At 40.9% G+C, this 20,788-nt stretch carries 21 protein-coding genes; 5 read left to right on the forward strand and 16 right to left on the reverse strand.

Annotated features, from left to right (window positions below):
- Positions 1–40 precede the first annotated feature (40 nt).
- The 4 genes from hemW to gpr form a co-directional block, all read right to left on the reverse strand.
- Complete coding sequence (hemW, locus tag N8M93_RS02690) at positions 41–1,186, reverse strand: radical SAM family heme chaperone HemW (protein WP_261129551.1); 1,146 nt, start codon at positions 1,184–1,186, stop codon at positions 41–43.
- Positions 1,187–1,249: 63 nt separating this feature from the next.
- Entirely contained in the window at positions 1,250–3,076 is a 1,827-nt protein-coding gene (gene lepA / locus N8M93_RS02695) for a translation elongation factor 4 (RefSeq protein ID WP_261129552.1), read from the reverse strand.
- 439 nt (positions 3,077–3,515) lie between these two features.
- Positions 3,516–3,869 (reverse strand): YqxA family protein, encoded by a 354-nt coding sequence (locus N8M93_RS02700; RefSeq protein WP_261129553.1) that lies wholly within the window; start codon positions 3,867–3,869, stop codon positions 3,516–3,518.
- Between the two features lie 74 nt (positions 3,870–3,943).
- Positions 3,944–5,047 (reverse strand): GPR endopeptidase, encoded by a 1,104-nt coding sequence (gene gpr, locus N8M93_RS02705; RefSeq protein WP_261129554.1) that lies wholly within the window; start codon positions 5,045–5,047, stop codon positions 3,944–3,946.
- Between the two features lie 211 nt (positions 5,048–5,258).
- On the opposite strand from gpr, the gene rpsT reads away from it, so the two are divergent.
- Positions 5,259–5,525, forward strand: a complete 267-nt coding sequence (gene rpsT / locus N8M93_RS02710; RefSeq protein ID WP_221565688.1) for a 30S ribosomal protein S20 — start codon at positions 5,259–5,261, stop codon at positions 5,523–5,525.
- Between the two features lie 457 nt (positions 5,526–5,982).
- Here rpsT and holA read toward each other — a convergent pair whose 3' ends face one another.
- Positions 5,983–7,017, reverse strand: coding sequence for a DNA polymerase III subunit delta (gene holA / locus N8M93_RS02715; RefSeq protein ID WP_396125351.1), 1,035 nt, complete (start codon positions 7,015–7,017; stop codon positions 5,983–5,985).
- Between the two features lie 345 nt (positions 7,018–7,362).
- Here holA and N8M93_RS02720 point away from each other — a divergent pair, with 345 nt between their 5' ends.
- Complete coding sequence (locus N8M93_RS02720) at positions 7,363–7,497, forward strand: YqzM family protein (protein WP_221565692.1); 135 nt, start codon at positions 7,363–7,365, stop codon at positions 7,495–7,497.
- A 135-nt stretch (positions 7,498–7,632) separates the two neighbouring features.
- Here the strand turns inward: N8M93_RS02720 and N8M93_RS02725 are convergent, their stop codons facing one another.
- From N8M93_RS02725 to N8M93_RS02735, 3 genes are all read right to left on the reverse strand, one after another.
- On the reverse strand, positions 7,633–9,921 hold the full coding sequence (locus tag N8M93_RS02725; protein WP_261129556.1) for a DNA internalization-related competence protein ComEC/Rec2: 2,289 nt from the start codon (positions 9,919–9,921) through the stop codon (positions 7,633–7,635).
- A gap of 3 nt (positions 9,922–9,924) precedes the next feature.
- Complete coding sequence (locus N8M93_RS02730; protein ID WP_261129557.1) at positions 9,925–10,497, reverse strand: ComE operon protein 2; 573 nt, start codon at positions 10,495–10,497, stop codon at positions 9,925–9,927.
- A gap of 61 nt (positions 10,498–10,558) precedes the next feature.
- Positions 10,559–11,182 carry a ComEA family DNA-binding protein gene (locus tag N8M93_RS02735; RefSeq protein WP_261129558.1) on the reverse strand — a complete coding sequence of 208 codons (624 nt, stop codon included), beginning with the start codon at positions 11,180–11,182 and terminating at the stop codon, positions 10,559–10,561.
- Between the two features lie 122 nt (positions 11,183–11,304).
- Here N8M93_RS02735 and comER point away from each other — a divergent pair, with 122 nt between their 5' ends.
- A complete protein-coding gene (comER, locus tag N8M93_RS02740) occupies positions 11,305–12,132 on the forward strand; it encodes a late competence protein ComER (RefSeq protein ID WP_261129559.1) in 828 nt (275 codons plus the stop codon).
- Between the two features lie 193 nt (positions 12,133–12,325).
- Here comER and N8M93_RS02745 read toward each other — a convergent pair whose 3' ends face one another.
- The 8 genes from N8M93_RS02745 to N8M93_RS02780 are packed head-to-tail and all read right to left on the reverse strand — an operon-like array spanning position 12,326 to position 17,330.
- Positions 12,326–13,081 (reverse strand): class I SAM-dependent methyltransferase, encoded by a 756-nt coding sequence (locus N8M93_RS02745; protein WP_261129560.1) that lies wholly within the window; start codon positions 13,079–13,081, stop codon positions 12,326–12,328.
- Positions 13,082–13,093: 12 nt separating this feature from the next.
- Entirely contained in the window at positions 13,094–13,447 is a 354-nt protein-coding gene (gene rsfS, locus N8M93_RS02750; protein ID WP_261129561.1) for a ribosome silencing factor, read from the reverse strand.
- Positions 13,444–14,019, reverse strand: a complete 576-nt coding sequence (gene yqeK, locus N8M93_RS02755; protein WP_261129562.1) for a bis(5'-nucleosyl)-tetraphosphatase (symmetrical) YqeK — start codon at positions 14,017–14,019, stop codon at positions 13,444–13,446. The genes rsfS and yqeK overlap by 4 nt, the downstream gene beginning before the upstream one ends.
- Positions 14,006–14,590 (reverse strand): nicotinate-nucleotide adenylyltransferase, encoded by a 585-nt coding sequence (locus N8M93_RS02760; protein ID WP_261129564.1) that lies wholly within the window; start codon positions 14,588–14,590, stop codon positions 14,006–14,008. Before N8M93_RS02760 ends, yqeK begins: the two co-directional genes overlap by 14 nt.
- A gap of 4 nt (positions 14,591–14,594) precedes the next feature.
- Positions 14,595–14,888 carry a ribosome assembly RNA-binding protein YhbY gene (yhbY, locus tag N8M93_RS02765; RefSeq protein ID WP_261129565.1) on the reverse strand — a complete coding sequence of 98 codons (294 nt, stop codon included), beginning with the start codon at positions 14,886–14,888 and terminating at the stop codon, positions 14,595–14,597.
- Positions 14,889–14,890: 2 nt separating this feature from the next.
- Positions 14,891–15,727, reverse strand: a complete 837-nt coding sequence (gene aroE / locus N8M93_RS02770; RefSeq protein WP_261129567.1) for a shikimate dehydrogenase — start codon at positions 15,725–15,727, stop codon at positions 14,891–14,893.
- Positions 15,705–16,811, reverse strand: a complete 1,107-nt coding sequence (yqeH, locus tag N8M93_RS02775) for a ribosome biogenesis GTPase YqeH (protein WP_261129568.1) — start codon at positions 16,809–16,811, stop codon at positions 15,705–15,707. Before yqeH ends, aroE begins: the two co-directional genes overlap by 23 nt.
- Before the next feature lie 3 nt (positions 16,812–16,814).
- The gene (locus tag N8M93_RS02780; RefSeq protein WP_261129570.1) at positions 16,815–17,330 is read right to left on the reverse strand and encodes a YqeG family HAD IIIA-type phosphatase; all 516 of its coding nucleotides are present in this window, start codon (positions 17,328–17,330) and stop codon (positions 16,815–16,817) included.
- A gap of 590 nt (positions 17,331–17,920) precedes the next feature.
- Here N8M93_RS02780 and N8M93_RS02785 point away from each other — a divergent pair.
- Positions 17,921–18,064, forward strand: a complete 144-nt coding sequence (locus N8M93_RS02785) for a sporulation histidine kinase inhibitor Sda (protein ID WP_221565718.1) — start codon at positions 17,921–17,923, stop codon at positions 18,062–18,064.
- Between the two features lie 385 nt (positions 18,065–18,449).
- Complete coding sequence (locus N8M93_RS02790; protein ID WP_261129571.1) at positions 18,450–20,786, forward strand: Na+/H+ antiporter subunit A; 2,337 nt, start codon at positions 18,450–18,452, stop codon at positions 20,784–20,786.
- The last annotated feature ends 2 nt before the right edge of the window (positions 20,787–20,788 follow it).

Consider the following 20,788-nt stretch of genomic DNA (forward strand, 5'->3'; position numbering starts at 1 on the left):
TAATTCTAATTTATAAATTACCAAATGAGAAAATACTTTGTCAATATTTTATTACACCAATGAATTCTTGAAAAACGTCATTACCTAGAAAAAGTCCTTTATCCGTGAGACGAATGCTTTTTCGATCATTGATCAGGAGTCCATCCGCAGTCAATTTATCAATCTGTTCAGAAAAAACTTCCTCGATTTCAAGATTATATTTTTCATAAAAGCGAGCTTTATCGACCCCATCCATTTTTCGGAGTCCAAGAAAAACTTCTTCTTCCATACGGTCTTTCTTTTCTAGTCTAGTCACGATTCTTTGGGGTAATACCCCTTCATTGATTTTACGTATATAATGCGGGAGTGGTTTGACATTTTCGTATCGGATGTCATTCACATATCCATGAGCCCCAGCACCGATCCCATAGTAGCGTTCGTTCTTCCAGTACATCTGGTTATGCCTGCTTTCATATCCTGGTCTTGCAAAATTGCTGATTTCATATTGGGTGAAACCGTTTTGTTTCAGTGTATCAATCAGGTATTCGAACATATCCGATTCCTGTTCTTCCCCAGGGAGCGACAGCTGTCCCTTCCTATCACGTATTCCAAATACCGTCTGTTTTTCTACTTGAAGGGAATAAGCAGAAATATGCGGCACATTCAATTGAAGTGCAAGACTTACAGATTCTTTGAACATTTCAATTGTCTGGCCGGGTAATCCGAACATCAAATCGATGGAGATGTTTTCAAATCCAATCGTCTGAGCATCATTGATCATTCTGGCAACATCGTTCCTTCGATGGTTGCGGTTGAGTGCAGTAAGGAGAGTATCCTGGAATGCTTGTACCCCGATACTAAGCCGATTGACTCCCGCTTCTTTTAAAATTTGAAGTTTTTGTCTTTCGGTTACAGACGGATTAGCTTCCACTGTAAATTCCGTATCGACACCCGGCTTAAGATTAATGTTTACAATGTCGAGCATCCGCTTTAGCTGAGTATCATCAAGAGCCGTCGGGGTCCCTCCGCCGATATATATCGTTTCGATCGGAACTGCAGGAAACTCTTTCAACATTTTTTTGATTTCATGTTCCATAGCATCCAAGTAATCATCGACCGGTTGTCCTTCGATCAAGAATTTATTGAAATCACAATAATGGCAGATTTGTTCGCAAAACGGTATGTGGATATATGCAGCTTTTACCATCTTCATCACACTTTCAGTATATAAATGAAGGACTGGCGTCGGCCAGTCCTTACCAGCATATTATCAATCGTCAGAATCCATACGTAGTACAGACATGAAGGCTTCTTGTGGAACTTCGACATTCCCGACGGTTTTCATCCGTTTCTTACCTTCTTTTTGCTTCTCTAACAGCTTACGTTTACGGGAGATGTCGCCTCCGTAACACTTGGCAAGTACATTTTTACGTAAAGCACGGATATTTGTACGTGCGACAATCTTTTGCCCAATTGCTGCCTGGACAGGGATTTCGAATTGGTGACGCGGAATCAGTTCTTTCAATTTCTCTACTACAGCTTTTCCGCGTTCGTAAGCAAAATCCCGGTGGACGATGACAGAGAGAGCATCGATTTTCTCACCGTTCAATAAGATATCCATCTTGACAAGTTTGGATTGTCTGTAACCGATCAATTCGTAATCAAGAGAAGCATAACCTTTGGTACTTGATTTCAATTGATCAAAGAAATCGTACACGATCTCCGATAATGGGATTTCATAGATCACATTGACGCGGATATCATCCAAGTACTCCATCGTAATGAAGTTCCCTCGTTTCTTCTGGCAGATTTCCATGACTGCGCCAACATAGTCGTTTGGCGTCATGATCGATGCCTTTACATAGGGTTCTTCTACACGATCGATTGTTTGCGCATCAGGCATATTGGCTGGATTGTCGACCACCAATTCTTCACCGTTTGTCAAATGGACATTATAGATGACACTAGGTGCAGTGGTGATCAGGTCGATCCCGAATTCCCTTTCAATTCGTTCCTGGATGATTTCCATGTGTAGAAGTCCTAAGAACCCACAACGGAAACCGAATCCTAGTGCCTGAGAGGTCTCTGCTTCATATTGAAGGGATGAATCGTTCAATTCTAACCGTTCAAGAGCTTCACGAAGATCGTTATAGTTACTCGAATCAACCGGATACAATCCGCAGAAGACCATCGGGTTCATTTTACGGTAACCGGGCAACGGTGTATCTGCCCCGTTTTTAGCAGACGTAATCGTGTCACCGACTCGGGTATCTCCGACGTTTTTGATTGATGCAGTCAGGAATCCGACATCCCCCACTGTCAGTTCGTCTTTCATGACTGGTTTCGGTGTGAATACACCTAATTCATTGACTTCGAATTCTTTACCAGTAGCCATCATTTTGATTTTTTGACCAACCTTGACGGTACCTTCTGTAATTCGAATGTAAGCGACGACACCACGGTAACTGTCATAAAGCGAATCGAAGATCAATGCTTTAAGTGGTGCTTCCGGATCTCCTTGAGGTGCAGGTACTTTTTCAACGATCTGCTCAAGGATATCTTCAATTCCGATGCCGTTTTTCGCTGAAGCCAATACAGCATCAGAAGCATCCAGTCCAATTACATCCTCAACCTCTTGACGGACACGCTCTGGTTCTGCGCTCGGTAAATCGATTTTATTGATAACCGGCAAAATTTCAAGATCATTCTCCAGTGCCAGATAAACATTCGCTAAAGTCTGTGCTTCGATTCCCTGGGCAGCATCGACAATCAATAAAGCACCTTCACAAGCAGCTAAGCTTCGTGAAACTTCATATGTAAAATCGACGTGGCCAGGTGTATCAATTAGGTGGAAAATATACTCTTCTCCATCTTTTGCTTTATATGTCAATTGAACAGCATTCAATTTGATTGTAATCCCACGTTCACGTTCCAGATCCATGGCATCAAGCATTTGTTCTTTCATTTCACGGTGCGTCAGAGCACTGGTTTGTTCAAGAATCCGGTCTGCCAACGTAGATTTCCCATGATCGATATGGGCTATGATCGAGAAGTTACGGATTCTCGATTGGCGTTCCAATTTTTTATCATTACTCATTCTCTTCACTCCTAAGGTCGTACAACTAAGCTAGCATTGATTATAGCAATAGCACTCTTTTTATTCAATTGTTTCTGCATTTATCTGCATGTGCCCAGTATTGTGAGAAATTTCTGATTTTTATATGTTTCGTTCTCCATCCACTAGCGACTAGGCATGGGTTATTGAAGTCTGTTTTTCGTATAGGTTATTGTTTTTTGAAATTTACTCCGTGGGCTAAAGAAAAGCGGAAGTTGCCCGCGAGGTCCCTGGAAACCCGACTTCCGTACTCTATCCTTCACTTAAACCAGGATGCACGAACCCGTTAACGGACACAGGAATGCTTATTTGCCCAAAACAAGGTTGCGTAAAAGCCATTTTAAAAAAAGCCAAATAAAAAAAGAATCGGCCCTATCGTATCGTGATGAACTGATACGTTATGAGCCCATCCTTCTTCAATTCAAGTGAACAGAAAGTGCAAGATCTTGTCCAGTATTGTGCCGATTACCGTCATGATGATTGTCAGGATTTCACTGATCAATGATGAAACCATTTTTCCTAACTTGGAAAACAAATTGAACGCTTCTACTTCTTCAAGCTTCTTTTGTTTTTCTTTTATGTCATGGCTCGTGATTTGCGAACCGAGTACTTCCGCTTCAATATCACCGCTATCATTAACTTTCCATTCCAATGCGCTGTTACCTTCCGAACCCTTCATCTTGTCCATTTGAACTCCGACCTGTTGCATTCCGATCAGAATGCCGAACAAAAGGACAGATATCAGTATGAAACTCTTCATCATGAACCGGACCATCCGACTTCCTCCTACTGAATCCATGTGAAATTTGTGTTGGTACAAGCCTATGCAAGCTGTAGAACTATTAGAACTCAATGTGTATAGGATCCGCTGTTTTGTTGATCGACCTGACCATGCAATGCTGTATTCAATCCACCAGCAATCACATTCGCCATATCTTCAATGAAAACATCCACTTCTTTAGGCGTAACCATCAGGTTGTGTCCCAGCGGCGCTAAGACTTCCTTGATCAATTGTCTTTTTTGCGTATCTTCAAGTGTTCCGATCATTCCTAGAAATGCCTGCCGGTTTTCTTCATCCGGCATATCCTCATCTGATAGATTTTTACGCTCACCGAATGTCATTCCTGCTGGTGTCAGTGCTTTTGTAGGATCATCCTTTTCACGCATCTCACGACCGAAATGTTTTAAAATGTAATCAATCGTGTCACTTGTAATTGTGACCGCGTCAACAACTGTAGGAACACCGATTGCGATGACCGGAATTCCTAATGTTTCCCGACTCAATTCTTTACGCTTATTTCCCACACCTGAACCTGGATGGATGCCAGTATCCGAGATTTGAATCGTCGTATTCACCCGTTCCACTGCCCTGGATGCTAAGGAATCAATTGCAATCACGAAATCAGGTTTAGATTTTTCAATGACACCTACGATGATATCACTCGTTTCGATTCCAGTTGTCCCCATGACCCCGGGGGAAAGAGCACTGACTGGACGGAACCCTTCCTCTACGTTTTCTGGTGCCAATTCAAACAAGTGCTTCGTGACGAGAAGGTTATTTGTCGTACGAGGTCCAAGAGCATCCGGTGTGACATTCAGATTTCCAAGACCCACTACAAGACAGCTTGCATCTTTCGCAATCTGAAGCTCCTGAAGGAAATTAGCGAACTCATGGGCAAAGACGTCCTGAACCCGCTGCTGTAAAGCAGAATCCTTTTGTCGAATACCTTGCATTTCCATAGTCAAATAAATTCCTGGTTTTTTCCCAGTCGCTTTTTGTCCAGCTTCTTCTATTTCAACCCTAGTGAGTTTAATTCCATCCATATCACGTTCTTTGACGATGACGCCATCGATCTTGTGCTTCGATTCTTCTTCCTGTTCTTTTGTAATCATCTCATTGGATTCAATCGCCAAATCGGTTCTGACGTTATATAATTCTAGATCTTTATCCATTGGCAGCTCACCCCTGATTATTGATAGCATTATCAAATAGCATAGCCTTCTCCTACTTTTTTCATTCTTTCGATTCAGATTTCTCTTTAAAAAAGAGCAGTCAACTGATTATCTTTGTACAAAAGAGATTGCAATTATACGGACGGTTTGATAGAATATCTTGTGTTGTATTTTCCGCAATTTCGGTTGCATTCAAGGGAGGTGAACGGAATTGGCAAATATTAAATCTGCTATTAAACGTGTTAAAACAAACGATAAGCGTCGTGCACATAATGCAGCGATGAAATCATCCATGCGTACTGCTATCAAGAACTTTGAAACGAAAGTAGCTAACAACGATGCTGAAGGTGCTAAAAATGCATTCTTGGTTGCAACCAAAAAGCTTGATAAAGCCGCTGGTAAAGGAATCCTTCACAAGAACGCTGCAGCTAGACAGAAATCTCGTCTTGCTAAGCAATTAAACGGCCTTAGCGCTTAATTCATAAGTGAATGAAATACTGGAATCTGAAACGACCTACATAACAGGTCGTTTTTATTTTCGTTTAAAATTCCACTGATGATCCACAAAGCTCACTTGCTTGGAAACCACTGTTTCTAAGCAAGAACATTTCCCGACCGATAATTAGTGGACATCAGAGCCCTTATTTGACCCAAATCCTCCTATATCAAAAATTAGAGGACACCAGAGACCTTATTCGTCTAAAACCAAAGAAAATCAGAGTCAATTTACCCAAATAACGTACCAGTTGTCCTCTAATTTTTGAAATCAACACTTTTTGGCACAGATAGCGGAACAGTTGTCCTCTAATTCCAACAGCTCCCCCACTTACGAAAAACGCGTTAAGACCTCAGCTTGTCGTGAGGGTAATAGGGGTAGATATATATAACAAAAACTGACTCTTCCATCACGAGAGGAGTCAGTCTCTACTGCTAACTTAATTCGATTGTGGCTGCCGGGCGAGGCTAGTCAAGAAAAGTTCCAGAGTCAGCGTTTTGTCCCGTTGGCCGGTTTTCATCTCAAAATCGGCATCGGCTGCTTTCATCAGTAACGCTTTCAACTCATCCTCCTGAAAAGAAACACTTTGTTTTGCAGCAATCTTTACCGCATAAGGGTGTAAAGACAGAGTTGATGCAATATTCTTTTCAGTATAGCCTTGTGCTCGCAATTGTTTGACTTGGAGTATGATTCGAAACTGCCTTGAAAGTAAAGCCATCAATTTGATCGGTTCCTCATTCTGTTTCAATAGGTCATAGCAGATTCGTAAAGCTGAATCAATCCGCCGGTTTGCAACATGCTCCACCATCGTGAACACGTTGCTTTCGAGAGAACGCGAAATCAATTCGTCGACAGTACGAGGATCGATCTGCTCGCCTTCGCCTACGTAAAGTGCCATTTTTTTGACTTCACTGATGAGTAAAGCCAAATTTTCACCTTGAAGTTGTATCAGTCTTTCTGCGGCCTCGTTTGAGATTGTGACATTGGCTTCTTTTGCTGCATGTTCTATCCACTCCTTTTGCAGCCGGACATTCATTTTATCTGCTACAATCACTTCCGCTTGCTTTTTCAACGTCTTGACGATCTTTTTCCGTTCATCCAACTTTTCATATGGTGCGACAAAAATGACAATCGCTTGCTCGACCGGATCTTTCAGATACGATTCTAGGTGCTTCAAATCATGTTCGACCTTACTTTTGGTTTTTGCGCCTGTCAGAAAATACGGATTCTGTATGATGACAACCCTGCGTTCCCCCATGAATGGAAGGGTTTCTGCATCTTCAATCGCAGTATCAATCGACTGCTCTTCCATATCGAAAGCAGATAGGTTGAAATCAGCAGTTTCTTCATCCAGAGCAGCTTGTACAATCATTTTTTGCGTATATTCCAGTATGTATTTTTCTTTTCCGTATAATAAATAAAGTGAAGAGTAAGCTTCATTCTTCAGTTTCTTATTCAAATCTTTTATAGACAATTTCATCACCCCACTATAATATCTTAAGCATATATGATAAAATTGCCAAGGTACAGGGTAAAGGAGGTCCGACCCCTAAAGTCAAACCTCCATTTATATAAACGTTAGCGGTCAAGACCCGGGAAGCTTCACCACTAACGATAAAACTCTTCCCCGTAAGCTTATTGTTATGTTATCCTATGCAGGGTGAAAGTATAGGTGTCAACTCTTAGCAATATGGGCAAGATTTTAGGTGTTTAAAGAATGACATGAATCGCATAAGTTTCACCTAATCGTAAAAAATAGAGATATGGATTTTTTGCGATAGATACCGTATACTTGAGTTGAAACAGGAGGGTTGCGGAAATGAATGACTTTGAAAAAGATGTACAGGCTAAAACCAATGATGTAGTTGATTCTGGACTTGGTTTTCTCTATTCTTTCTTGTTCTTCACCGTCATTTTCTTTACGGCAGTGATCATTAAAGCTGTTGCGCTTTAAAGAAACCCGAAATTCGTTGGGTACATATACGTTTTTTAGAAAAGCGAGGGGATTTTTCCTGTCGCTTTTTTTATTTTCGGTTTGTAATACTTTAACAATATTATAGGAGAGGACTATAGATTTTCCTTTATCATCTTATGGAGAAACGGTTTTTATACGTGTTTGATCAGGTGAAATAATTACCATAATCGCACCATGTTCATCGGTGCGAAAAATGTCAATGTTGTGATTCTCCAACCTTTCGATGACCGAAGATGATGGATGATTATATCGGTTATCTGCACCTACAGAAATAAAAGAAGCTTTAGGAGTTAATTTGTTTATAAATGATTGTGATGTAGAAGTATCACTCCCGTGGTGAGCAATCTTCACGTAATCCACCTCTAACGTTGGATATTCGTTTAAGATCCTCTCCTCAATTTTGTGATCGATATCTCCTGTGAATAAAAAAGCATTATCATGAATATCCGCATATAAAACCAGCGATCTGTTATTACGGCTTTCACGTGTTCGGTCTGGATTCAGGGTCTTGAATGAAGAGGAGCCGATTTTCCACGATACATTCTCCTCTAACAATTGAATTGGTGCCCCAAGTCCTTTTAAAAATTCCAATTCTGAAGCCTCTAGATGATCTGATTTTCCATACACTACCTGCTCTATCCTCACTTTTTCCAACAATCCGTTTGTACCGCCAATATGATCGAAGTCTCCATGTGAAAGGATCAAGGCATCCACCTTACGTATTCCACGCGCTTTTAAAAAATCTGCAACGATATCATCTCCTGTGTCGAACTCGTTCCTCCTTTCCATCCATTTTTCCTGGTTGAAACGGATGATTCCCCCTGTGTCGATCACATAGACTGCTTTTCTGAACGGTAATTCAATGACGATTGCATCCCCTTGACCGACATCAAGGAAAGTCACATATGCATTTGCATTGAATTTTGGATGGATAAACTGGGCACTTAACAGCAATACGATGCTGATAAACGGTAAAAGCAAACGCTTAAAATTTATTTCCCATGACACCAACAGGAAATAAAAACATATCACTATCCCAAAAAGCAGGATCACATTCGGTCTTCCAAGAGTCAGAAGCCCAAACGGAAGGTTGTCCACCCATTGCATGACAAGATGAATATACTTGAAACTAAAACTTAGTAATGCACTCGGCAACTCCCACACGGGAAATGGAATCAAAAGGAACATGGAAAAAGTAAGTAAGATACACGGGAGAAGAACAATAGTCATGAAAGGGGTGAAAATCATGTTCAAAGGAAGAGACCAAATGGAATACTCATAAAAGTTCCATAAGACAATCGGCAAGGCAGCAGTTTGCGCGATGAAGGACCCGTACAGTAGCTGTTTGTATGGTGGGAGATCACGCAAAATCGTTTTGCTTGATAAAATGAGCGAAGCGGTAATTAGAAAGGAGAGCTGAAAACCGATGGAGTAAACAAAAATTGGTTTAAAGAGCAACAGTCCGAGCAGGATCATACACAATTGATTGAAAGTCGTCATTTTGATCCGTAGCAGCAAGATAAGACACACCAGTGCAGCCATCAACCCTGCACGTATGACAGACGGTGCTCCACCAGTCAGTAAAATAATAAAGGGAATGAACAGTAGTAGGGTCCACAAGGCAGTTTCTTTCACGACACCTGCACGAATGAGAAGAAAATAGAAAATGCCCAGAATCGTCCCTACGTGTAAACCCGAAACCGCTAGAAGGTGAATCAATCCGAGGCTTTGATAACGTTCTTGTAAATCTTCATCAATTCCGGTCCGATCACCAAATACCAGGGTATTCATCATCCCCCGCAGGTCTTCCGGGAAGTCTTCATTTATCATTGCGATACGATCTTGACGAAAACGATGTAAAGAAGTAAGAATCCCTTCTCCTGTTGCACAATTTGTTATAGAAAGCTTGGTTGTGCTAAAAACCCAATGGATGTTGAAAGTGTTTTTAAGATACATACGATAATTGAATCCGTAGAAGTTCCGGTTCGCATCCGGTTGTTCCAATTCTCCTGAAAACCTGCAAACATCTCCGTAATATAGGTTTTTAAGGTCATCTTGTTCCTTTTCTGTCTGGATTTTATGCTTGACAAGAATCTTTTCTTTATTAGGAAGCTTTAAGTGGAAAGTGATACGATCTCCATCGATATTCGGCGTGGAAATGATCGTGCCTGTGAGGGATGTTTGATCCAGAGACAGTTGTGTTGCATGGAGATCATTATAAAAAGGCGTATAGAGGACAAAAAAGAGATAGGTACCTGTCATCACTATACATACCAGTAAGGATAACCTTTTCAGATAGAAGTTAATGATGAGGTAACTAATCAGGATAGCACACAGCCACCATCGGGTTGTAGTCGTGAGAATCCCGAGGATGGCTGTTATGGCAATAAATTGCATCTTCATTTTTCAAGAATGTCCATCACGTTCGTAAAGTAGTGCAAACTTTTCATTCAGACGATCAACAGCTTTTTCGTCATCCAAATGTTTTGAAAGTTGTTCAAGTAATTCAGAAGTGAAATCCCTTTTGGCATTAGAGGTCAGATCATACTGGTCTTGCAATTCCACAAGTTCTGTTTCGACACCTGATTGTTCGAATAAGTCGATCGCGTACGGATGATTTTTATAATCAGCAGCATAATAAACCTTCTTGATACCGCTTTGGATGATCGCCTTACAACATTGAAGGCACGGAAAATGTGTCACATATATCTCAGCGCCCTCCGTCGGTACACCGAACTTGGCACATTGGAGAAGTGCATTCATTTCGGCGTGAATCGTGCGGACACAATGCCCATCAATCACATAACATCCTTCATCCCTGCAATGGACACCACCGGAGATCGAACCGTTATAACCTCCTGCTATGATCCTTTTATCTCTTACAATCGTTGCTCCCACAGCCAATCGTTCACATGTACTCCGTAATGCGAGCAACGAACTTTGTGCCATGAAATATTGGTTCCATGAAATACGACCCAAAATCGTAAGCCCCCTTCCCTTGTTCCCTTAAGTTTATCGATAGATTGTCCCCTGTGCAATCTTATTTCGAAGCTGTAATATATTCTTTCAATTGTTCAAATGTTTTTTGCCCTATCCCTGGCACATTCATCAAATCATCGATCGATGCAAACCCTCCATTCTCCTCCCGATAGGAAATGATCGCTCCTGCCTTCGATGGACCTATTCCTGGTATTGTTTCTAATGCTGATGCTTCTGCATGGTTGATATCAATCTTTCCATCTTCTTTTTCCGCAGAAGCAACAGGAGGCGCTGTTTCTCCGATTGCAGCCACATAGATGACCATTTCATCAACGAGTATTTGCGCTAGATTGATACTATTTTGGTCAGCATCTTCATTAAATCCACCGGCTAGCTGAACAGCATCATTCACCCGCTGTCCAGATTTCATTTCAAAAATACCTGGTGAACGTACAGCCCCTTTAACATCAACGATTAAACGATTTTCAACTCTCGCTTCTGTTTTTTGATTATTTACTTGGCTCGGTAAAGCTCCTTCCTCTTCATCTTCTCCAAGTGTAGAGGGTATTCCTGAGACATCAGGTCCTGTCGTAACCCCCTGGTACATCCAAAAGAAGCCACCGACAAGTAGTATGATCAATAAAATTAAAATACGTTCCCGCTTTGAAAAGGAATCCCAATTCAAAACGATCACCTCCTTTCCATTCATTAATCCTTTAGAACCTACCACGGTTTGTTTTTATTCATAAATGGTGTCAGTGGCACATACATTTGAAGATAGAAGACGGTCAAGAGGAGGGTTTATATATGAAAGTGGGCGTTATAGGTACAGGGAACATGGGAACAATATTGATCTCTGCTTTTATGGAATCGTTAGCTGTCAGGCCGTCCGATTTAATGATCATCAATCGAACTGCTCGAAAAGCAGAAGCATTGAAACTACAATATCCTGGCCTGAATGTCGGTAAAACGAACAGTGAAGTCGCTTCCTTTGCGGATATACTCTTCATCTGCGTTAAACCACTTGAGTATCATGCATTGATAGAAAAGATCGCACCATGTTTAACCAATGAAAAGCTGATCGTTTCGATTACTAGTCCGATATCCGTTGAACAATTGGAAGAAGTGAGCCCTTGCTGTGTCGCCAGAGTGATACCAAGTATCACGAACCGTGCGCTTTCCGGCGCGTCCCTCATAACATTCGGAAAACGTTGTACACCAACCCATAAGAGAAATTTGAAGAACTTGATGAGTAAGATTTCCTCACCTGTTGAAATCGATCAATCCATTACGAGGGTCGCTTCCGATTTATCAAGTGTAGGTCCTGCATTTTTCAGTTATTTACTCCAAGCTTACATCGAAAGCGCTGTTGAGGAGACGGAAATTTCTAAGGAACAGGCTACCCAGCTTGCAAGTGAAATGATCATCGGGATGGGTAAATTGATAGAGAAGGAGATTTATACGTTACCTACCTTGCTGGAAAAAGTATGTGTCAAAGGCGGGGTCACCGGAGAGGCTTTAAAAGTGTTTGATGCAGAACTTGGTCCTCTTTTCAACAATGTGATCAAGAGAACTCACGCAAAATACGAAGAAGACTGCGAAGCCGTCGAACAACAATTTACAAAGCAATATTAGGATTAAGGTATGTTTCGACACAAATCACCTTTTTCCTTTTTTTACTTTAATTAAATAGACGCTCTACCTTGTTGATGGAAATTGTAGCATTTTCCCACAGGATTATGGTGGATTTCACTTATCGACAATAAAAAACCCGAATAAATGACTCTCAAAGGTCATTTTCGGGTTTTTGATTACCTACATTTATCAATCATAGTCTAGCTCTTTTTCTTGCTGTAAAAAACAGACGCTCTGATGTATCATTCGGATGATGATCTGTAAAATCCCCTGTTACAGTGAGAAGTTCAAACCCTGCTTCATCAAGTAATGATTGATATGTTTCTAACGAATAAGTTCTTTGATAGTGACTCTCATCATACCTTTTGTATACATCATTTCCAGTATGTACGAAGAAGGACAAATCATGATGGATGCTTCCTTCTTCTTCCCCAGGATGACATTCCCAAATATAGCTGATTTCCTCATCATTCAACGTGAATATGTGGTCAGAAAAAACAGTTTCTATCTTGTATAATGTATGCACATCGAACAAGAGCAATCCCTCAACCTTCAATGATTTAGATATGGATTGGAATGCCGTTTTCACATCGTTTGGGGTACGAAGATAGTTGAGAGAATCACAAAAGATCAGCGCCACGTCTTGCTCTTTGAAACCATCAAGATCTCTCATATCCTGTTGATAGTATGGAACATGCAAACCTTTATGTTCAGCCTTTTCCCTTGCAACAGTCAACATTTCTTCTGAAAGATCGATTCCTTGTACGTTATAGCCTTTCTCCGACAAGCGTAACGATATCTCACCTGTTCCACACCCGATATCAAGTAAAGAGCTTGCAGGACCGCTGCAGTATGTGTCAATCGCTCTATTGACGAAACTGACCCACATATCGTAAGGTGCATCCTCCATCAACCGATCATATAATCCTGCAAAATGTTGATAACTCATGATTTCACTCCATTATGTCAGCATAGATTCAATGTTCAACGTTGGCGCATCGCCCCATAATTTCTCGAGGTTATAATACATGCGATCATCCTTATGGAAGATGTGAACGATGACATCTCCAAGATCGATGAGGACCCACCGCGATTGATCCAATCCTTCCAAACGTTTGACAGGGTATTCGTTTTCTTGGGCTCGGTCTTTTACTTCACGGGCAATCGCTTCAACTTGTTTTTCCGAGTTTCCATGACATATTATGAAGTAATCTGCCACAAGTGAAATCCCTTGCACATCCAAGACGACTATGTTTTCAGCTCTCTTATCATCAAGAGCTCGTACTGATAATTCAACCAATTCATTTGATGTCATTCATTTTTTCCTCCTTGTTGTCGAACGATATCGTTATAAGTGTATAGCGTTTCAGGGAAAACGAGTTGATTTCTCTTCATAAGAAATGTGATGGTATTCATTAGAGACTGCTTCACAGCTTCATTTAAATTCTCTTTGGCTGCTTCTCTGACGTCCTCTACTCCCGGGAAATGTCTTCCTGGTTCTATATAATCTGCTAGAAAAATGATTTTTTCTAACATGGACATCCCGACTCTGCCGGAAGTATGACTACTTATCGCTTGAAGGATCTCTTCGTCCTCCATCCCCGCTTCTTTTTCGACAAGGTAAGCACCAACTGGAGCGTGCCATAGCTCTGAACCATAGCGTAACAGATCTTCTCCAAGATTCTGTTCCTTAATGATTCTTTTCATTTCTTCTTTAGAACGAAATTTGGCATAATCATGGAATATCGCAGCCATCCTCGCTTTTTCAGAATCTGCCCCGAATCTCTCAGCTAATTCTACCGCTGTATCCATGACACCGATCGTATGCTGGTATCGGTGCTCCGTAAGCTGTTCTCTCACGATTTTCAGCGCTTCATCCTTCGTCATATAACCGATTCACCTCAATGTAATCCTTGACTGTTTCAGTCACATAATACTTTGTGTTTTTCTTTTGTCGGAAACGTTCCCTTAACATTGTGGAAGAAATTCCGATCAAAGGGGTTTCAATAGCGATGATACTACCAAGATAAGGGCTCTTGAACTCATGTCCCGGTCGTTCAATGCCGATGAAGGTGACGTCCTCTATCAATTCATCGATCCTTTCCCAGGTATGCAATGCTGCTATACTATCTCCCCCGATGATGAAATAGAAATCATAATCAGGATGCTTCATTTTCATCTCTTTCATCGTATCGACTGTAAAAGACGGGCCTTCCCGTTCAAACTCAATAAGAGAAAGTTCAAATTCTTCCACTTCTTCAATCATTTTATCCACCATTTTCACGCGATCATTTCCAGACGAGACGCCATCAATCTTTTTATGTGGTGGTGATGCGCTGGGCATAAACCATATCTTGTCCAGGTTACATTGCTCAAGCGCCTCCTGTGCCATGATGAGATGACCGATATGAGGTGGATCAAAGGTACCTCCTAGAATGCCAACTTTTTTCTTTTTCATTGGATCAGGACGGCAGCTCGATTGTTTTTTTCTCTTTCGATTCTTTATATAAAACGATGGTATTCCCTATTACCTGTACAAGCTCAGCTCCAGTTTTTTCTGTCAAAGTATCAGCCACAGTGTCCTTATCTTCTTCACAATTTTGCAGTACACTGACTTTAATCAACTCACGAGCTTCAAGTGCGTCATTGATTTGTGAATACATATTTTCATTTGTACCGCCTTTTCCAACCTGAAAAATCGGATCCAGGTGATGGGCTTTCGACCTCAAAAACCGCTTTTGTTTTCCTGTTAACATGTTCATTTCCCTCCAAGCTTTTGTTCGACAGTCCACTTCATCAAACCTAGATCAGGCTTTCTCCCCGTCCAAAGTTCAAATGAAAGTGCTGCTTGATGTATGAACATCGGCACTCCATTTTGGACCGTACATCCTTTTTCCAGTCCTGTTTTCAAAAACTTCGTCATCAACGGGTTATAAATGATATCAACTAAGACTGTGTGGGGTTCCAGATAATCCAAGGAAATTGGTGTTCCGTTGATATTTTGGACCATCCCGATCGGTGTCGTGTTGATGACAATATCATATTGGGCTAATCTCGATGCAGCTTCCTCTAGTGGAAGGGTTTGTCCATTGCTCCCTTCAAGAAGTTGAACAGCTTTTTCTTCAGTCCTGTTTGTGACTGTCACCTGTTCTACTCCATTCAAAAGAAATGCCTTTACAATAGCACGGGCAGCTCCCCCAGCACCGATAATAAGAATATTCGATTCCTTCAAATTGAGAGGATGAACCTCAAGCAAAGACTGATAAAATCCAGGACCATCTGTATTGTAACCTTTCAGTTTAGATCCTTCCACAATGACCGTATTGACAGCTCCTATGGCCTTAGCGAAAGGGTCCATTTCATCCAGAAGGTTGATGATATCCAGCTTATGAGGAATGGTAACATTGAAGCCCTTGTAGCCGGATTCAATAAGGGCTTGCACCTTTTGTACCAGTTCCTCTTTTCTCACATGAACTGCTTCGTATTTTGCATCGATTCCCAGTTGTTTGAAGCATGCATTATGGATTTCCGGAGACATCGATTGTATAATCGGGTCACCAATCACAGCATATTCAGATAAGCGCTTGTCGTACATAGACACCCACTCCCTTAGGAGCATAAGCTGCTACTCTTGCAGGAGCAGAGGTTACCGTGATCCATCCAAGTCCAGAAAACACGATATCTACCTTATCCTCTTTAATGGAAAATTCATGCTTTGCTAATGGTGGCAATTGACTCACATCATCTGAATCAGGCGGGCTCAGCAGTTCTCCTGCCTGTTTTTCATAAAGGTCTGATGCTTTTTCGAGCTTTGTCCGATGAATGGGCAGCTCGTTAGACAAGTAACATATGAACGACTGCTTCGGTCCAGATTCGAAGTCAAAACGTGCAAGACCGCCCATGAATAGGGTTTGTCCGTCATTCAACTGGTAAACCTTAGGCTTTATCTCTTTTTTCGGTGTGATTTTTTTAAGGTCTTTCTTATTAATATAGTGCGCAATCTGATGGTGATTAATAATCCCCGGTGTATCATAAAGTGAACGCTTCTCATCTAAAGGAATTTCTATGAGATCAAGCGTCGTTCCGGGATAATGTGATGTTGTAATTAATGTTGATGTCTCTTCACTGAATTCTTTGATCAATTGATTGATGAACGTGGACTTACCTACATTCGTTGCACCGACTATGTATACATCTTTATCATTCCGATACTCATCTATCGTCGCAGCAACTTCTTTTACCCTCATACCTTTTTCAGCACTCATCAATTCGACATCGATTACTTTTACGCCTAATTGTTTGGCTTCATACTTCATCCAATTTTTTATTTTATTCGGTTTGACTGATTTAGGCAGGAGGTCAAGCTTATTGCCTATAAGCAGAATCGGATTCTTTCCGACAAAGCGGTGGATACCTGTCAACCAGCTTCCACTGAAATCAAAAATGTCAACAATCTTCACAATCAATGCATCTTGTGAACCGATCCCTGACAAGATTTTACGGTAGTCATCGTCTGTAAGTGATACATCTTGTATTTCATTATAATGCTTCAGACGGAAACAGCGTTGGCAAATCACTTGTTCTCTTTCCAATGCTGATGGAGGAGCATACCCTAACTCTTTTTTATTTTCCGTTTGGATGGCCACTCCACAGCCCTCACAAAATATCGAATTACCCAAAGATCATTCCTCCCAATTAATTAACCCTTTACGTTTCATCCACTGCAAAACATGGCGTTCCATATAACGATTGAGCTTTGTAGCGATTCCATCACTTTTTGCCACAGGAACGACAAGGATGGTATATAACCCGAGCCTGTTGCCTCCAAGAACATCTGTAAAAATCTGATCTCCTACGACAACCACTTCATTATGCTGAAGTTTCATATTTTTCGCTGCTCGTTTGAAAGCTTTGGTCATCGGTTTACGAGCTCGGAAAATAAACGGGATATTCAAGGGATAAGAAAAACTACGTACCCGATCCTCATTATTATTTGAAACGATGGTCACTTGTAAACCTTTATCCTTCAACATCGCAAACCATTTGATCAATTCAGGGGTAGCTTCAGGACGGTCCCATTCGACCAATGTATTATCAAGATCTGTAATGATTCCTTTGATTCCTCTTTCCAATAACTCATTCGCATCTATATCATAAATAGAAGGAACATGTTCATTAGGCAATAATTGTTTAAACACTACCAATACACCTCATATCCAATTCTTCTTCAATCCAACCTTTATTGTATCAATAATTTACCCATCGACAATGTTTTTTCACCATTTCTTGTAGACAGATCCATTTTGAAAAACGTGTCAAATTTAAAATGAATAGACAGAGGAAAACGCTCTATCCTATTCCAAGCCACTAACTTCTAAAACAAAAGATAAACTCCTCAAAACAAAAAAACAAAAACTTTTCGACAAATTTCGATTTATTCAGAATTTGTGGATAACTTTACTCACAATATACACATTGAAAATTAACCAATCATTTACTTTATGAACATTTTACCCACAAGTTATCCACTTCGTTTTGTGGATAAGAGAACGATTGTTCCTCATTCCATTTCATGGTAAGCTAGGTTTACATCATAACATAAAAGTTTATGCAAGCTTCGAATTCAATATGACTTATAAAAATCTTTTATGACGAGCCTCAACGCTTTCCTCTATGTTGATCATATTCGAACTTATACTTTCATTAAAAACAGAACTTTTTACAAAAGAACGATCCTACTAATTTCTAAATGAGTCTGGAGGTGCGAAGCCCATTTTCGGCTGTGCTTATGGAAAATCTATCTGATGAGCTCTTGATTGAGTCCTATCACAAAGCGAGAGAGTTGAAACTGAGCCACGAATTCATCACTTTGATCAAAAAAGAGATTGACCGACGGCATTTGACTACTAACTTAATTTCTACGCACTTATAACCCGACCAACATTTTTTGTTGGTTCTTTTTTTTTGCATTCGTTCTGTTCAATGACTTTATCGACTTACAAGCGATACTCCCCACACTCCTTCGGGAAAGACGAGCCAGGTGAGACCCCACATTGAGGTATTTCATGAGGAGGCTTGAATCGCCAACGGAATGGAAGTGAATTTCACAGAAATCTAAAAGCCTGAGCATTAACAACTATTAAAGTTCCAAACTTGGGTGATAATAGAATAAGATAAATCGTCAGTAGATTGTAACATCGTTGAATTTTTAAGGTCATTTGACGTTAAAATTGTTGATAATCCATAGTTATTGTGATTACAATGGGAATGGTACAGTACATAACTGATACGGAAATCTTGATAGGAGGATCTTTTTTATGTTGCAATATGCAGTCCTTGCTCCGTTCATTACGGCATTATTTGTGCCGTTTTTCTTTCGATACATACGGGCAATCCACACAGGATGGTTAATCCTCCCAATTCCTTTTGGGATCTTTGCGTATTTTTTATCACAAATTACTACAATTTCAGAAGGCGCAAATGTTCACTCGCTTGTCCAATGGGTGCCTTCGCTTGGAATGGACTTCAGTTTTTATTTAGATGGACTCAGTTTACTCTTTTCATTATTAATAAGCGGAATAGGAACTCTTGTAGTTTTGTATTCCATTTTTTATTTGAATAAAAACGAAAAGTTGCATAATTTTTATGTTTTCTTGTTCATTTTCATGGGCGCAATGCTTGGTGTCGTTCTTTCAGATAACGTTTATGCGTTATATCTTTTCTGGGAGTTGACAAGTTTATCTTCTTTCCTCTTGATCGGATATTGGTATGAACGGCAAGCATCACGTTATGGTGCGCTGAAATCGATGATCATCACTGTATTAGGCGGTCTTGCCATGCTCGGCGGACTCATCCTCCTTACCATCGTTACAGAAACGACAAGTATACGGGAGATGATTGCAGCTAGCGATAGCGTACTAGAGAGTCCTTATTTTACAGGTATTTTACTATTGATCCTGTTAGGTGCTTTCACGAAATCTGCACAATTCCCGTTCCATATCTGGCTACCAGATGCGATGGAAGCACCGACTCCGGTCAGTGCCTTCCTTCACTCTGCAACGATGGTGAAAGCAGGGATCTATCTGACTGCGCGCCTTTTCTTATTGTTCGGCGGTACAGATATCTTTTTCGTTTTAGTAACAGGCTTTGGTTTATTGACGCTCTGTTGGGGATCATACATGGCTGTCCGTCAAACAGATTTAAAAGCGATCCTTGCGTTTTCCACGATCAGTCAGCTGGGAATGATCATGACAATGCTGGGCTTTGGTACGAAAGAGGCTGTTTTCGCAGCTGTTTTCCATATTTTCAACCATGCGACTTTTAAAGGAAGTCTGTTCATGGTTGCTGGAATTGTCGATCATGAAACAGGAACGCGCGACATTAGAAAACTGGGTGGCTTAATGACACTGATGCCGATATCGGCAACATTAGCATTTTTCGGTGCCTTTTCAATGGCTGGTTTTCCCTTACCGATTTTCAACGGATTCTTAAGTAAGGAAATGTTCTTCCAAACGTCCCTGGATTTGGATACGACATCACCACTTGTCGCTAGCCTTGCACCATTCGTCCCAGCCATTGCTGTATTAGGAAGCATTTTCACTTTCGTCTATTCAATGTACTTTTTCTTCCATACGTTTACGGGGAAAACACGTGGCGAATTGAAGGTCAAACCACATGAGGCACCAATAGGCATGTTAATATCGCCTATCGTGCTGGTCATGTTTGTCGTCGTGATCGGATTATTACCGAATTTGATCAACGGTCCAATTTTGACACCAGCTACAGCGGCAATTTTCGGTGAGATTCCTAGTAAACATATCGTCTTTTGGCACGGCTTTAAACTCCCCCTCTACATGTCATTGATCGTAGTCGCTTTAGGGGTCATCCTTTATTTGACAAGAGCAAAATGGCAGGCTGTCTATAATTGGATACCTGGGGTGTTAAGTGCAAATAAAGCTTATGATTCCATCTATAATATGAAATTCCGTATTGCTGAGAAAACAACCCGGACTTATATGACAGGATCAATCAGACATTATGTGTTATACATCCTTATTTTCATAATTGGGGCAGTTGGAGTAACCCTGTTTGTGACAGACGGATTCGTAATTGAGACTGGTGACTTAGCACCAATTTCCTGGCCAGAAGTCGCGGTCGGTCTCGTTATGGCGGTTGCTGCATTTGCAACGATAATGATGAAAAACCGTATTGCTGCAATTCTCGTTCTTGGTGTGGTAGGTTATGGATTATCTCTACTTTTCGTGTTTTTCCGTGCACCTGACCTTGCTTTGACACAATTGATTGTCGAAACAGTGACGGTTGCATTATTTCTACTGTGCTTTTACCACTTGCCGAAGCTTGATACGGGAAAAACAACACCTGGAGCCAAAACGGTTAATATCATCATTTCAGCGTCAGTTGGCGTGCTAGTTACTTTGATTGCGATCGCATCGCATAGTTCAAAGAGCTTTGAAACGATCGCTCACTATTTCATTAAAGAATCACACCATCTTGGCGGTGGAAATAACGTGGTAAACGTAATTCTTGTTGACATGCGTGGACTGGATACGTTGTTTGAAATCACAGTTCTCGGTATAGCTGCATTAGGGATCTACGCAATGATCCGACTCCGCGACAAGGAGGAGATCGATTAATC

Source organism: Bacillus sp. Marseille-Q3570 (assembly GCF_946151055.1).
Lineage (GTDB): Bacteria > Bacillota > Bacilli > Bacillales > Fictibacillaceae > Pseudalkalibacillus.

Bases quoted from the DNA above. Each gene is read 5' to 3' on its own strand.
- hemW (WP_261129551.1), bottom strand. From the start codon at position 1,186: ATGGTAAAAGCTGCATATATCCACATACCGTTTTGCGAACAAATCTGC.
- lepA (WP_261129552.1), bottom strand. From the start codon at position 3,076: ATGAGTAATGATAAAAAATTGGAACGCCAATCGAGAATCCGTAACTTC.
- N8M93_RS02700 (WP_261129553.1), bottom strand. From the start codon at position 3,869: ATGGTCCGGTTCATGATGAAGAGTTTCATACTGATATCTGTCCTTTTG.
- gpr (WP_261129554.1), bottom strand. From the start codon at position 5,047: ATGGATAAAGATCTAGAATTATATAACGTCAGAACCGATTTGGCGATT.
- N8M93_RS02720 (WP_221565692.1), top strand. From the start codon at position 7,363: ATGAATGACTTTGAAAAAGATGTACAGGCTAAAACCAATGATGTAGTT.
- N8M93_RS02725 (WP_261129556.1), bottom strand. From the start codon at position 9,921: ATGAAGATGCAATTTATTGCCATAACAGCCATCCTCGGGATTCTCACG.
- comER (WP_261129559.1), top strand. From the start codon at position 11,305: ATGAAAGTGGGCGTTATAGGTACAGGGAACATGGGAACAATATTGATC.
- N8M93_RS02745 (WP_261129560.1), bottom strand. From the start codon at position 13,081: ATGAGTTATCAACATTTTGCAGGATTATATGATCGGTTGATGGAGGAT.
- rsfS (WP_261129561.1), bottom strand. From the start codon at position 13,447: ATGACATCAAATGAATTGGTTGAATTATCAGTACGAGCTCTTGATGAT.
- yqeK (WP_261129562.1), bottom strand. From the start codon at position 14,019: ATGACGAAGGATGAAGCGCTGAAAATCGTGAGAGAACAGCTTACGGAG.
- N8M93_RS02760 (WP_261129564.1), bottom strand. From the start codon at position 14,590: ATGAAAAAGAAAAAAGTTGGCATTCTAGGAGGTACCTTTGATCCACCT.
- yhbY (WP_261129565.1), bottom strand. From the start codon at position 14,888: ATGTTAACAGGAAAACAAAAGCGGTTTTTGAGGTCGAAAGCCCATCAC.
- aroE (WP_261129567.1), bottom strand. From the start codon at position 15,727: ATGTACGACAAGCGCTTATCTGAATATGCTGTGATTGGTGACCCGATT.
- N8M93_RS02785 (WP_221565718.1), top strand. From the start codon at position 17,921: ATGGAAAATCTATCTGATGAGCTCTTGATTGAGTCCTATCACAAAGCG.
- N8M93_RS02790 (WP_261129571.1), top strand. From the start codon at position 18,450: ATGTTGCAATATGCAGTCCTTGCTCCGTTCATTACGGCATTATTTGTG.